The sequence below is a fragment of the Pseudomonas sp. NFACC56-3 genome (genome assembly GCF_900100025.1).
GTDB lineage: Bacteria > Pseudomonadota > Gammaproteobacteria > Pseudomonadales > Pseudomonadaceae > Aquipseudomonas > Aquipseudomonas fluorescens_AA.
On record NZ_FMTK01000001.1, the window covers coordinates 63,370 to 75,929 of the forward strand.

General features: G+C 59.2%; 10 protein-coding genes. 2 read left to right on the forward strand and 8 right to left on the reverse strand.

What is annotated here, in order from left to right:
- Positions 1-116: 116 nt before the first annotated feature.
- Entirely contained in the window at positions 117-2,555 is a 2,439-nt protein-coding gene (locus BLO80_RS00295) for a TonB-dependent siderophore receptor (RefSeq protein WP_092325980.1), read from the forward strand.
- 179 nt (positions 2,556-2,734) lie between these two features.
- Here the strand turns inward: BLO80_RS00295 and BLO80_RS00300 are convergent, their stop codons facing one another.
- From BLO80_RS00300 to argH, 8 genes are all read right to left on the reverse strand, one after another.
- The gene (locus BLO80_RS00300) at positions 2,735-3,913 is read right to left on the reverse strand and encodes an MFS transporter (RefSeq protein ID WP_092325982.1); all 1,179 of its coding nucleotides are present in this window, start codon (positions 3,911-3,913) and stop codon (positions 2,735-2,737) included.
- 68 nt (positions 3,914-3,981) lie between these two features.
- Positions 3,982-5,331, reverse strand: coding sequence for an MmgE/PrpD family protein (locus tag BLO80_RS00305; protein ID WP_092325984.1), 1,350 nt, complete (start codon positions 5,329-5,331; stop codon positions 3,982-3,984).
- The gene (locus BLO80_RS00310; RefSeq protein WP_092325986.1) at positions 5,328-6,215 is read right to left on the reverse strand and encodes a polysaccharide deacetylase family protein; all 888 of its coding nucleotides are present in this window, start codon (positions 6,213-6,215) and stop codon (positions 5,328-5,330) included. Before BLO80_RS00310 ends, BLO80_RS00305 begins: the two co-directional genes overlap by 4 nt.
- Positions 6,208-7,050: a polysaccharide deacetylase family protein gene (locus tag BLO80_RS00315; protein ID WP_092325988.1), complete on the reverse strand. Its 843-nt coding sequence runs from the start codon at positions 7,048-7,050 to the stop codon at positions 6,208-6,210. Before BLO80_RS00315 ends, BLO80_RS00310 begins: the two co-directional genes overlap by 8 nt.
- Positions 7,051-7,194: 144 nt before the next feature.
- Positions 7,195-8,019, reverse strand: coding sequence for an ABC transporter substrate-binding protein (locus BLO80_RS00320; RefSeq protein ID WP_092202939.1), 825 nt, complete (start codon positions 8,017-8,019; stop codon positions 7,195-7,197).
- 39 nt (positions 8,020-8,058) lie between these two features.
- Entirely contained in the window at positions 8,059-8,823 is a 765-nt protein-coding gene (locus tag BLO80_RS00325; protein WP_072394591.1) for an amino acid ABC transporter ATP-binding protein, read from the reverse strand.
- Between the two features lie 10 nt (positions 8,824-8,833).
- Positions 8,834-9,712, reverse strand: a complete 879-nt coding sequence (locus tag BLO80_RS00330; protein WP_092325990.1) for an amino acid ABC transporter permease — start codon at positions 9,710-9,712, stop codon at positions 8,834-8,836.
- 72 nt (positions 9,713-9,784) lie between these two features.
- Positions 9,785-11,212, reverse strand: a complete 1,428-nt coding sequence (gene argH, locus BLO80_RS00335) for an argininosuccinate lyase (RefSeq protein ID WP_092325992.1) — start codon at positions 11,210-11,212, stop codon at positions 9,785-9,787.
- Between the two features lie 294 nt (positions 11,213-11,506).
- On the opposite strand from argH, the gene BLO80_RS00340 reads away from it, so the two are divergent.
- Complete coding sequence (locus tag BLO80_RS00340) at positions 11,507-12,472, forward strand: LysR family transcriptional regulator (RefSeq protein WP_092325994.1); 966 nt, start codon at positions 11,507-11,509, stop codon at positions 12,470-12,472.
- Positions 12,473-12,560: the final 88 nt, after the last annotated feature.

A 12,560-nucleotide genomic window follows, 5' to 3' on the forward strand; every position in this document is an offset into this window, starting at 1 on the left:
CAACGATGCAAAAAATACATTTTTTTCGTCAGACCTCTCACGCTTTTGACATCTCGTCACACAGAACCAGTAACCGAATGTTTTGGTTTCCTGGGGACAAGGTGGAGCGCAAACGTATGGCATCAAGCTGCAATTTGGCAAAACTCGCTTTGGCTATTTCGCTGGTTTCCGGAGTGTCACCTGTGCAAGTTGTCCTGGCGGCAACCACGCAAGAGGCCGCAGCGCGGTTCAATATTGCTGCGGGCTCGCTGGATCAGACACTTCTGGCTATCGGGCAACAGACCGGGAGAACCATATCGTTCGACCCGGCATTGGCTAAAAATTACCGCGTGCCGGCAGTTACCGGTCTCTTGAGCGCCGAGCAAGCCATCGCCCAGGCATTGCGCAGCACTGACCTGCGCCTTGGTATCACCAGCAACGGGACACTGACCGTTGAACGTACTCCGCAAGCCGCCGCGTCGCCAGCAGCGACCAATAACGATGCCATACTTCCCAGCATAACCGTGAGCAGCAGCACCGAAAACGAGGATGCGGAGGTCTACAATCCAAGCAATGCCACTGGCGCAATGCGTGGCAACACCTCGATTCAGGAAACTCCACGCTCGGTTCAGGTACTCAGTAACAAACTGTTGACCGACCGCCAAGCCGTTTCCCTCGAGGACGCGTTGCGCAGCTCTGGCGGCGTAACAACCTGGCAAACTAACCGCGGAGCTAACACTTACTTCATTCGGGGTTTCGCCGTTGCGAACACCAGCACCAATGGGGTAGCGGATGTTGGCGCCGGCGCTACACCCATTGAAGGGTTGGACCGTGTCGAAGTCATCAAAGGTCCGGACTCCATCATGACCGGTAGCGCGGGGGCGTCGGGTTCGATCAATCTGGTCCGTAAAGCGCCAATAATCACGCCATTACATCAACTTCGCGTGGATGTGACCGACAAGGGCGAATTTCAGCAAGCGCTGGATCTGGGGGGGGCGTTAAGTGATGACAAACAGTTCAGTTATCGACTTAACATGATCCATATGCGTGCCAATGAGAGCGAGCCGGATTACAACGGCGGTCGTCGCGACTATATCGCTCCTGCATTACGTTGGAAGGATGATGACACCAGCCTGACGATTGGCGCAGAATTCCAAGGCCGGCGAAGCACTCCAGGCGCTGCGACGTACCTTTACCAAGGCAAGCTACAAAAGCTTTCCAATTACCGCATCACCGGCAAGGATGATCGAATTACCGGTGATACCAAAGCAGGTTATTACGAATTCAGTCACAACTTCACGGACAACCTCACGTTTGAAAGCAAGGCGACCTATACCCGTGAAGAAGATCAGGTTCACCTATGGGAGCCAGGGGGGGGGGGTGGTGCTCCGGCTTTCGGGCCGAACGGCTTGATCCGCGCCAGAGGCCTGCAATCCGGAACGAACACCGATTCCTTTAGCACCCAAAATAATATTATATACACGTTAACCACGGGTATTCTCGAACAGAAACTTCTGGCTGGGGTTGACTATCAACACTACACAACCGACACGTTTGACACTGCAACTCGGGCTTCAGCCAGTGGCAACCTCAACCTGGGCGAGGACTTCGATCTACCTGAATTCAGTTACACATCACCCAACTATTACCACTCTGGGAATTACGTTCAGACCCAAAAGGGACTGTTATTGCAGGACTTGGTCAAGGTGGGCGATAAGACACACGTCATGCTCGCCGCGAGACGCACTCTGTACGATGCCGACTCGACCCTTTATATCCCCGACCTGCCCGACTACCCGGCCAATAGACGTGGCACTTCCGAAACACAGAGTTTCAAGAGCAGCAAGTGGGTACCGAGCTACGGCATCAGTTACGACATCACGCCCGATGTAACGGTGTATGCAAACCATTACAAAGGTTTCCAGGCCAACAACGTTGCTGATAACACCACTGGCGTGCCGCTGCCTCCTAGAGAAAGCGATTCAAAGGAGGCCGGGGTAAAAGTGAAGTTCAACGACGACGCTCTGACCTTGACCAGCGCCATTTTCCAAATGGAAGAAACCGGTGTACCCGTCTCCAATGGGTTTGGCCAAACTATCGGTAGCCAAGGGCGTAAGTCCAAGGGGGTGGATTTTGACCTGGCCGGTGAAATTCTTCCGGGTTGGGCAATCAATGCCAGCTACACCTATAGTGATTTCGCCGAGCCGCCAGCGCCACAAACGAGGGTTCCCTCTTTTTCCGACTCCCCTCAAACGGTCGGTCAGCCAAAGCACTCTGGCAGCGTCTGGACTTCCTATGAGCTATTGGATGGCACGTTCAGAGGCTTGGGAGCGGGGATAGGCGTGAATGCCTATAGCAGCACAACAAACGGGTACGCTTCCGGCTTCAATTACTTCACCCTTCCGGGCGGGGCTCAGACTGACGCGTCGGTTTTCTACCGGCAGAAAGATTGGTCATTGACGCTGGGTGTCAAAAACATCTTTGACCGCACGCTTTACTCGTACACGGCGACGCCGGACTATGTCGGGGTGCGGCCTGAGCGTACAACCCGGTTGACGGCGACCTATAACTTCTAAAACGGCTCAAACAAAAAACCGGCCTACACTCTGGCCGGTTTTTTTCGTAAAAATATCAAGGGTAGGGAGGGGCGGTTGGCGGAAAGAACAGGGACGCGCAAAAAGATAATCAGAGATTTCTAAACTATCGATCACTGATCGCTTGCGAGGGTACCCCCAGGCTCAATCCATCAATCCCATCACTTCTGCACGACCGCCACCCGACGCCCGCTCATGAAACATAGCAGCCCACCCATCGCAGTCAAGGCGCTCAAGGCATAGAACATCGTCGGTGCCGGGGTTTGTATCAGCAGGTACCCGCAGATCACCGGGCTCAGGGCGCCGCCTAGGGCGGCCAGGTTTTGGGCGCCGTAGTAGCTGCCGCGCAGTTCTTCCGGGGCCAGGGTATCGACGAAGAGAAATTCGGCTGGGTAGATGATCATTTCACCGAGCGTGAAAATGAACATCGCCACGCACCAACTCAGCATGTCGTCCGCCAGGCTGAATCCGATCAGGCCAAGAATGAACAGGCTGGTGCCCGCAGCGATCCAGTAGCGCAGCTTCTCGCGATCGAGGAACCGGCCGATCTGGTATTGCAGCAGGATCACAGTGATGGCGTTGCAGGCGAGCAGGGCGGCCATGATCTCCAGTGCACGCTTGGGGTCGTGGGTGACCAGCAGGTATTGCGACAGATACAGCGTGAAGCGTCCGTGCACCACGGTGCTGAGCAGGCAGCCGCAGGTGAACATGATCAGGGTGCGGTCGTTTTTCAGGGTCTTCAGGGTCTTGAGAAAACTGGGCGGTGGGCCCATGGCCGCTGTCGGCGTTCCATCGCCGGGGATTCCCATCATCAGAAAGATGCTGGAGAACGCGATGCCAGCGGCGATCAAGAATGGCGCGATCGGATAGACCCCCGCAATCACCACGCCGAGCATGGGGCCAGTGGCGTAGCCGATGTTGGTCAGGGTGTAGCGCAGGGAAAACGCTTTGGCACGCTGGCCGATGGGCAGGTTTTCGCTGAGGATCGCTTTGGAGCCGATCAGAAACAGGGCCGACGCGGTCTCGGTGATCACCACGGTCAGGGTGGTCAGGTAGAGGTTTTCGGCAAAGGTCAGCAGGACGAAACCCACGGCGCTGGAGAGCATCGCCAGGATCAGCAGTCGGCGCTTTTCCAGGCGATCGATGATGTAGCCGCCGTACAGGGCCAGCAGGGTGGCGATGAACACCGCGATGCCCAGCAGCAAGCCGACATCTTGTTGATTGAGGCCCAACTTGGTGCTCAGAAACAGCGTAAGCAACGGGCTGGTAATGGCGCGGCTGACCACGATGGTCAGCGAAACGATCATCAAGCGTCGAATAACGAGGGAGTAAGTGGCCACGGGGGGCAAATGTCCTTATTCAGATTGTTGGCGTACACCGCGATGACGTCCGAGCCGTCAATAGCTGATCAACCCAGCCACCGTTCCAGCGTACGTATCGATTCCAGGTCTTCCATGCGTCGCAGTTGCTTCAGCAGTTCCGCGGCCCGTTCCTGCGGCATGACCCGCGTCGTCAAACTGAAGAACTTCTCATCCAGGGCCTCATCGGCAAGTGGATTGCCCGGCGCTCCCAAGGGCATTTTCACACACAGGCTTGCCTGTCGGCCGTCCACGGTCCGCAGCGTCACCACAGGCTCGCCATCCTTATCCAGTCGCGGGTCCACTTCAAGCTGGATGTGCGACATGCACTGAATCAGCAGCGGATCGTTGCGTTGCCGGTCATCATAAGCGTGCAGTCGGCAATGCCCATGCACCAACCGCGCGGCGAGGGCATACGGCAGGCTCATTTGCGCGGCTGCGAGGCGGGTGACATCTCGGCCGCCACACATGCCGTGAAGAAAACCGCTCAGCCGAACGTGCACGTTTTCGACCTGGTCGACGGATACCTTCAACTGCTCCAACAACTGGCCGAGGGCATCGATGGCCGAATGGGTGCCGCGACAGGAGGCATGGGGTTTGATCGAGCAGCGAGCGAGCTTCCAGTTCACGCCGAACTCTGCATCCAGCGCTTCGGGCCTTGAAGTCGCTGGGGCGAGGGTGTTCAGAAAACCGCCCCAGACATCATCGAATAACTGCGTCGGGCCGCTGATGCCTTGTTGGGTGAACCGCGCAGCCAACAGGCCACCTTCTGCGGCGCGCCCGCTGTGCAGTTTCTTGCTGTGCGAGCCGTCGTGAATGAAGGCCCACAGGCCACCGCTGAAGCTGCCGGCAATGCCCAGTGCCGTCAGGGTTTGCCGCGTATCCATACCCAGGATGCGCGCACTGGCGGCGGCTGCGCCGAACACCCCACAGGTCGCGGTGGAGTGCCAACCGGCGCCATTGTGGGCGCTATAGCCGCCGCAGGCTTCGAGCACTCGGCGACCAACCTCATAGCCGATCACGACGGCGCTGATGAATTCACGACCACTCACGGGCCGTGCGCGCAGCGAAACCGCCGCCATCGCCGCTGGCAGCACGACGGCCCCGGAGTGATCGCAACCGCCGGTGTCGTCCAGTTCCAGCGCATGGGCGGCGATGCCGTTCAGCATCGCTGCCGGGCCCGCGCAGACCTGCAGATCGGTTCCCCAAACCGGTACCTCGCCCGCTTCACCAGCGAACACCTTGTGTGCCTGCTTGGCGATATCGCTCTCGGCGCCAGCCAACGTTGCGCCGAACGTATCGAGAATGTGCCGCTTGGCTTGCGTTACCAACGCAGGCGATAGATCTTCAAACCGCAGATCGACACAGAATTGCGCCAACCGTTGCAAACGTTCGCTCATGAGACGTAATCCCGGTAATGGCGCTCGTACACCGATGCGGGATGATCCTCGGCCGCTGGCGCCGCGCTGTCTGCCCACCATTGCGCGACCTCGGCGCCGGTGGTGATCCACACGTCATCGTGCTGTTGAATGCCCTCGATCAGCTCGCGCAACACGCCTATCCGTCCCGGCGTGGCGATGATTTCCGGATGCAGGCGAAGCACGTAGCACAGGCCGAATCGGTGAAACCCGGCGAAATCCATTTGCAGGTTGCCCAGGGTGTGGCTGTAGGAGGCGATCCGTGATTGTGCCGGTGGCACCGCCGGGCTCAAGTTGAAGGCGAAGTAAGGTTCGTCCTCCAGCTCATAGTGCAGCGGCAGTTCAATGACACCGGGCGCAGTCGGGTGAGCGAATGGCAAGTCGTCGCCTCGCCATAACGAGGACCAGCGGATGCCTTGGTCCTTCAACGCGCCGATGAATCCCGGCGCACCATTGCCCGCCGGGATTCGAAAGCCGACCGGGCGCTTGCCGGTCAGCCTGGCCAGGGTCTCGCAGCCCCTGGCGACATCGGCGCCCTGGGCGACCAGGTCTAGCGCATCGTAATCCTGATGACGGTAACCGGCGCAGGCGATCTCATGACCGTCGTCCTGGATCGCCTGGATGAGCGCTGGGTTTTCCTCGGCAACGATGCCGGGGACGAACCAACTGCTGCAGACCCCGAGTTCCTTGAACAGGCCGAGCAAGCGTGTCACGCCGCGTTGGGTACCGTAGCGCCATACCGACAAGGTTTTGTCACGCCCGGCAACTTCCGGGGCTTGCGTGAGGATACCGTGGATGTCGTTGTAATCGACGGTCAGTACCACTGCGCAGCGATAGCCTTCCGGCCAGGTGGGGGAATCAGCCATGGCGGTGCTCCTTCAACCAGAAGTGGGCGACGTCACGGCAGGTGGCGAACCACACGTCATCGCGCCGACGCATGTGCTCGAAAAGCTGTTCCAGCAGCAGGATGCGTCCCGGTTTACCAATGATCTTTGGGTGGAAGAGGGTGGTCAGGCACAACCCTTCGTCCATCGCGCCGTCATATTCGCGGCACCAGTTGTCCAGGGTCAGCGCGTAACTGGCCGTACGGTCCAACCCGGAAGGAAAGTTCGGCGCGCGGGTGTAGGCGAGGGAGGCGTAATCGTCCATTTCCCACCGGCCTGGGATTTCCACCAGCGGCGTATCGAAACCCGCTACGTCCACCAGGTACGGTCGGTCATCGCCGCGCATGCTGCTGGAATAGGTCACGCCGGCTTCCACCAGCATGGCCGGGGTTTCGGCGCGCCAGTCGCCGGACGGCGTGCGAAAGCCTTCGGCGCGGATGTGCAGGTGTTTCCAGAACACCTCGCGGGAGATCTGCATCACCTCCTTTTGCCGATCCAGTGTCAGGGCATAAAAGGATTCGTGTTTGTAGCCGTGATACGCCACTTCATGCCCACGCTCGACAATCGCCTTGCATTGTCTCGGCCAGTTCTCCACGACCCAGGCGGGGACGAAGAATGTCGTCGGGATCCGGAACTCGTCGAGCACATCCAGCAGGCGCGGTAGGGCCCGGTAAGGGCCATAGCCGCCGAACCCGAAGTATTCGGGTTTGCGCCAGATCGAGCCGTTGAGCATGGCGTCACCGGTCGGGCCGTCGAGATCGAAGGCGAGGGCCAGGCAAGCCTTGTGCGGCGCGGGCCAGGTAGGTGAGGAGGGCATCGGTAGTGCTCCATCTTTATTCGTAGACACCAGACCCTGTTGTGGAAGCGGGCTTGCTCGCAATGGCATCGAGTCAGGCAACATTGACGTTGAACCACTCGCGAGCAAGCCCGTTGCCACATCGCAATCGAATGGCCTGTGGGATCACTTTCCGGCGTTGATGGTCGCGGTCTTGAGTGCCCCCAGTTCCAGATCCCATTTCTTCAGGATCGCCTGGTAGCTGCCGTCATCGATCATGCTTTGCAGCGCGACCTTCACCGCTTCACTGAGCTCAGGCTTCTTCTTGCTCACGCCCATGCCGGTGTACTGCTCGGAGATCGGCAGGCCCACGGTCTTGTACATGTCCTTTTCCTGGGTCTTGAGGTAAGGCAGGGTTTCGCTGCCCTGCATGGCTGCATCGATGCGGCTCTGGCGCAGTTGCGCCCGGGCATCGGCCGAGCCTTCGGTACCGACCACGTTGATCCCCGGCTTGCCGGCGGCTTCACAGTTGGCCTTGCTCCACTCGGCGATTTCCGTTGGAAAGTTGGTGCGGCGGCTGGTGCCGACTTTCTTGCCGCAAAGGTCGAGAGTCTCGTTGATGTCCTTGTTTTTCTGCAGGGTGTAGAACTGCGGACCACTGGTGAAGTAGTCGATGAAGGTCACGCTGGCCTGGCGTTCGACAGTGTCGGTCATGCCCGACAGCACCATGTCCACGCGGTCGGTGGTCAGGGCGTTGATCATTTGTTCGAAGCCGGTTTCCTGCCATTTGATCTTCACACCCAGGCGCTCGGCCAGGGCATTGCCCAGGTCATAGTCAAAGCCGGTGAGGGTGTTGGTGGCCGGGTCCTTGAAGTCCATCGGCGGGTAGTTCGGCATGATCGCCACGACGATTTCGCCCTTGGCCTTGATGCTTGCCGGCAGTTCGGCCGCGAAGGTGAGGCTGGATGCCATGACGCTTGCGAGTACTGCGGGAATAAAAAAGTTCTTCATGGTCGTTCTCTTATGAGTGTTGTGAGCGTCAACGGACGCTTAGGTTCGAACGGCAGAAATGAAGCTTTGGGTGCGAGGGTTTTGCGGACTTATTAGTATTTCTTCGGGGCTTCCAGCCTCCACGATCTGCCCGCCGTCCATGAACACCATGCGATTGGAAACTTCGCGAGCGAAGCCCAGTTCATGGGTGACGACGATCATGGTCATGCCGGTCTGCGCAAGATCGCGCATCACCGACAGCACCTCACCGACCAGTTCCGGGTCGAGTGCCGAAGTGGGTTCATCGAACAGCATCAGCTTGGGGCGCATGGCCAATGCACGAGCGATGGCCACGCGTTGCTGCTGGCCGCCCGAAAGCTCGATCGGGTAGCTGTTGCACTTGTCCGCCAGGCCAACACGGGCGAGCAGTTCCAGGGCCTCCTCATTCGCCTCTTTGGGGGAGCGCTTGAGCACCTGGCACGGTCCTTCGATGATGTTCTGCAACACGGTCATGTGGGGGAACAGGTTGAACCGTTGAAACACCATGCCGGTGGACAGCCGCTGGCGGGCGATCTGGGTTTCGTTGAGTTCGTGCAGCTTGTTGCCGACGATCCGGTAACCCACCAGTTCGCCGTCGACCCACAGGCCGCCCTTGTCGATTTTTTCCAACTGGTTGACGCAGCGCAGCAAGGTGCTTTTTCCCGAGCCGGACGGGCCGATGATGCACAGCACTTCGCCTTGCTCGACTTCGATGTTGATGTCCTTGAGCGCGTGGAACTGGTCGTAATATTTATTCAGGCTCACGGCCTTGACGATGCTTCTCATGGGGAACTCCTCAGGAACGCTTGCCGGCGCCGCGGGCGAAACGACGCTCCAGGCGACTCTGACCAAAGGACAGGACGGTGACGGTGGCCAGGTACCAGATGCCGGCGACGATCAGCAGCTCCATCACGCGGGCGTTGGCGTAGTAGATGTTCTGGGCGTTGTAGAGCAGTTCCGAGTATTGGATGACGCTCGCCAGCGAGGTCATCTTCACCATGCCGATGAACTCGTTGCCGACCGGCGGAATAATGATCCGCATGGCCTGGGGCAGGATGATCCGGCGCAGCGCTTGCAGGCGTGGCATGCCGATCGATTTGGCAGCCTCGTATTGCCCGGTGTCCACCGAGAGCAGGCCGGCGCGCACCACTTCGGCGGTGTAGGCGCCCTGGTTGATGCTCAAGCCCAGCAAGGCCGCCGCGAATGGGGTCATCAGGCTCACGGTGTCCATTTCGAACAGGCCGGGAATGCCGATGGTGGGGAAGATCAGCGCCAGGTTGAACCACAGGAGCAGTTGCAGGATCAGCGGCGTGCCGCGAAACAGCCAGGTATAGGTCACGGCCACATAGCGCAGGATCGGGTTGGCCGACATGCGCATGATCGCAGTGATCACGCCGAACACAATGCCCAGCGCCATGGCCAATACGGCCATGACGATGGTGTTGAGCAAGCCCCACATGATCGCCTCGGAGGTCAGGAACTGGCCGATGTACGACCATTCGATCTTGCCTTCGGCGAAGGCACGCACCAGGCCAATAAGGGCGATGACGATCAGCGTGGCGAAGAAGATCCGCCCGTAGTAGCGCCGGGGCACATGATCGTACTGGGTAATGTCGAACTGGTTTTCCGCCAGCTTGCGCTCCGCCTGGAGTCGTTCTGCCTGTGTCTGGCTCATGTTGTTTCTCCGTACTCGGTTTCGGCGCTATCGCTGTGGGAGCAAGCTCGCTCCCACAGTTCGGTGTGTTGCTCAGAGGCGAAAGCCCTGATAGTCCTCGGTCCATTGCTGCTGGGTGGCGAGGGCGGTTTTCAAGCGTCCGATCTGTTCGCGTACCTGTTGTGGCGCGGTCCCGCCCCAGCCATTGCGCGCAGCGATGGCGGCTTCGAGGGTCAGGCTTTCGCGTACCTCCGGGGTGAGGCGCGGGTCGATTTCCGCCAGCAGAGCGGGGGAGGCCTCCCACAGTTCGATGTCGTGTTTCTCGCACGCCTGGACCAACGCACCGGTGATTTCGTGAGCTTCCTTGAACGGCACGCCGCGCACCGCCAGCCAATCGGCAACTTCGGTGGCGAGGGTGAAGCCCAGCGGTGCCTGGCGGCGCAATTCCTCGACGTTGACTTTCATGGTCGCCACCATGCCCGCCATGGCGGGCAGCACCAGTAGCAGCGTGTCGACGCTGTCGAGGACACCGTGCTTGTCTTCGCTCAAGTCACGGTTGTAGGACAGTGGCAGGGATTTAAGCGTGGAGAGCAGGCCGGTCAGGTTGCCGATCAGGCGACCGGCCTTGCCTCGCGCCAGTTCGGCGATGTCCGGGTTCTTCTTCTGCGGCATGATCGAGCTGCCGGTGGCGTAGGCATCGTCCAGTGCGACCCAGCGAAATTGCCGCGACGACCACAGGCAGAACTCTTCGGCAAGGCGCGAGATATTGATGCCGAGCATGCTGGCGATGAACAGGAACTCGGCGACGTGATCGCGGCTGGCGACGGCGTCGATGGAGTTTTCGCAGACGCCGCTGTAGCCCATTTCCTTTGCCGATTGCTGAGGTAGGCGAGCGATCGCCGAGCCCGCCATGGCCGCCGCACCGAGTGGCGACAGCGAGGTGCGTGCGTCCCAGTCCACCAACCGCTGTACGTCGCGTAGCATCGACTGGGCGTGGGCCAGCAGGTGGTGGGCGAACACGATCGGTTGCGCCTGCTGCAGATGGGTGAAGCCGGGGCAGATGCTTTCGATGTGTTGCTCGGCCTGTTCCACCAGCGCCTGCTGCAGGCCCAATACTTCAACGGCCACGGTGCGTACGTGGTCACGCAGGAACAGCCGCAGGTCGTTGGCGGTCTGGTCGTTGCGCGAGCGGCCGGCACGCAGCTTGCCACCCAGGGCGCCAAGCCGTTCGGTCAGCAGGCGCTCGATGAACGTGTGGACGTCTTCATCATCCGGGGTCGGGGCGATGCTGCCGGCGCGATAGTCCGCGCCGATGCGTTCCAGGGCGTCGAGCATGGTCTGGGTTTCTTGTTCGCTCAGCAGTCCGGCGCGCTGCAACTCCCGGGCATGGGCCTTGGAGCCGGCGAGGTCGTACGGGGTGAGCCGGAAGTAGCGCTCAGGGCAACGGGACAGGGCCGCCAAGGCTTCGGAAGGGCCGCATTTGAAGCGAGCACCCCAGAGTCGGTCGGTGGTTTGAGACATTGTTGTTTTCCTCGTCGGTTACGCGAACTGAAACGGGTACTCCAGGCCACGGCGTCGCTACGAAATCAGCGAGCGCAGTCAGGCCAGAGCAGTTTTCAAGAGGGCAGTTGCATCGGTGCGAGCGCTGATCGATCGGTCAGCTTTTTATGTTTCGCGACCAGCGTTTTGGCGCTGATGTTCGGAATTTATTGTCGGTTGCCAAGCTTGGTTTTCTGTGTTCATTATTATTGGGCCAGCTTGTTTTTGTTGTTGGGCACAGGTTGTTGAATAGAGCGACAGAGGTAAATAAGCATTATGGAAACCCCACTTTCCAATTCCGGAAACCCGCCGCCAAGAACCCCGCAAAGGGCACCGTTGGCCCTCAGCGGGCTGGACTTCAAATTGCTCAAAGTGTTCAAGGCCGTGGTCGAGGCGGGAGGCTTTAGTGCCGCACAGAATGAGCTGAATGTGGGGCTGGCAGCCATCAGCAAACAGATTTCCGACTTGGAAATCCGTATCGGTATGCGCCTTTGCACGCGGGGGCGAGAGGGCTTTCACCTGACGGAAGAAGGGCGTCTGGTGTATCAGGCATCGATAGACTTATTTGCCTCCGTCGACAACTTTCGTGATCGCCTTAGTTCCGCGCAGAATGAACTTGTCGGTGATCTTGGTGTGGGGGTTATTGATAATACTATATCGGATGAAAGTTCCCCGTTAGTTGCTGCGCTCAGGCAAATTAATGAACAGTCGCCCAAGGTTCGGTTTCAACTTCAGGCTTCGCAACTCGATGAAGTCGAAAGAGGTGTCGTCGAAGGACGGTTGGCAGCGGGGATCGTACCGATTTATCAAAAGCGCGAAGAGTTTGATTACTACGAACTCTATGAAGAACGTTCGCAGGTCTATTGCGCACTCGGCCATCCGCTGTTCTCCATGGCGGACGCGGACATGGGGGAACATGTGCTCAAGGAGTATGAGTGCGTCAACCATCGCTACGCGATTCATCGCGACAAACTGAAATTTGCGCACTACGACCGCTTCTCCGCCTCGGCCACCCAGGTGGAAGCTGTGGCGTTACTGATCAAGACGGGGCGTTTCCTCGGGTTCCTGCCCCAGCATTACGCCGCGTCGATGGTGGCCCGGGGAGAGTTTCGCGCAGTGTGTCCGGACCTGATCAACATCGTCACGCCATTCAGTCTGATACTGCGTCACAACACTGTGCGCAGCCCCTTGGTCAAGGCCTTTGCCAAGGCGTTGGGGGTGGATCTGAAGGCTCCGCTTTGATGTTTATGGGGTAGTCACTCACGAACCTCGGCGGCAACCGGAATGATAGGTAAGTTGCACCATCAAACCGTTGGCACTGTTCTCGTTC

What these genes read in the sequence shown, in the direction of transcription:
- BLO80_RS00325 (WP_072394591.1), bottom strand. Translation starts at nt 8,823, where the DNA reads ATGAGAAGCATCGTCAAGGCCGTGAGCCTGAATAAATATTACGACCAG.
- BLO80_RS00315 (WP_092325988.1), bottom strand. Translation starts at nt 7,050, where the DNA reads ATGCCCTCCTCACCTACCTGGCCCGCGCCGCACAAGGCTTGCCTGGCC.
- argH (WP_092325992.1), bottom strand. Translation starts at nt 11,212, where the DNA reads ATGTCTCAAACCACCGACCGACTCTGGGGTGCTCGCTTCAAATGCGGC.
- BLO80_RS00330 (WP_092325990.1), bottom strand. Translation starts at nt 9,712, where the DNA reads ATGAGCCAGACACAGGCAGAACGACTCCAGGCGGAGCGCAAGCTGGCG.
- BLO80_RS00340 (WP_092325994.1), top strand. Translation starts at nt 11,507, where the DNA reads ATGGAAACCCCACTTTCCAATTCCGGAAACCCGCCGCCAAGAACCCCG.
- BLO80_RS00305 (WP_092325984.1), bottom strand. Translation starts at nt 5,331, where the DNA reads ATGAGCGAACGTTTGCAACGGTTGGCGCAATTCTGTGTCGATCTGCGG.
- BLO80_RS00295 (WP_092325980.1), top strand. Translation starts at nt 117, where the DNA reads ATGGCATCAAGCTGCAATTTGGCAAAACTCGCTTTGGCTATTTCGCTG.
- BLO80_RS00320 (WP_092202939.1), bottom strand. Translation starts at nt 8,019, where the DNA reads ATGAAGAACTTTTTTATTCCCGCAGTACTCGCAAGCGTCATGGCATCC.
- BLO80_RS00310 (WP_092325986.1), bottom strand. Translation starts at nt 6,215, where the DNA reads ATGGCTGATTCCCCCACCTGGCCGGAAGGCTATCGCTGCGCAGTGGTA.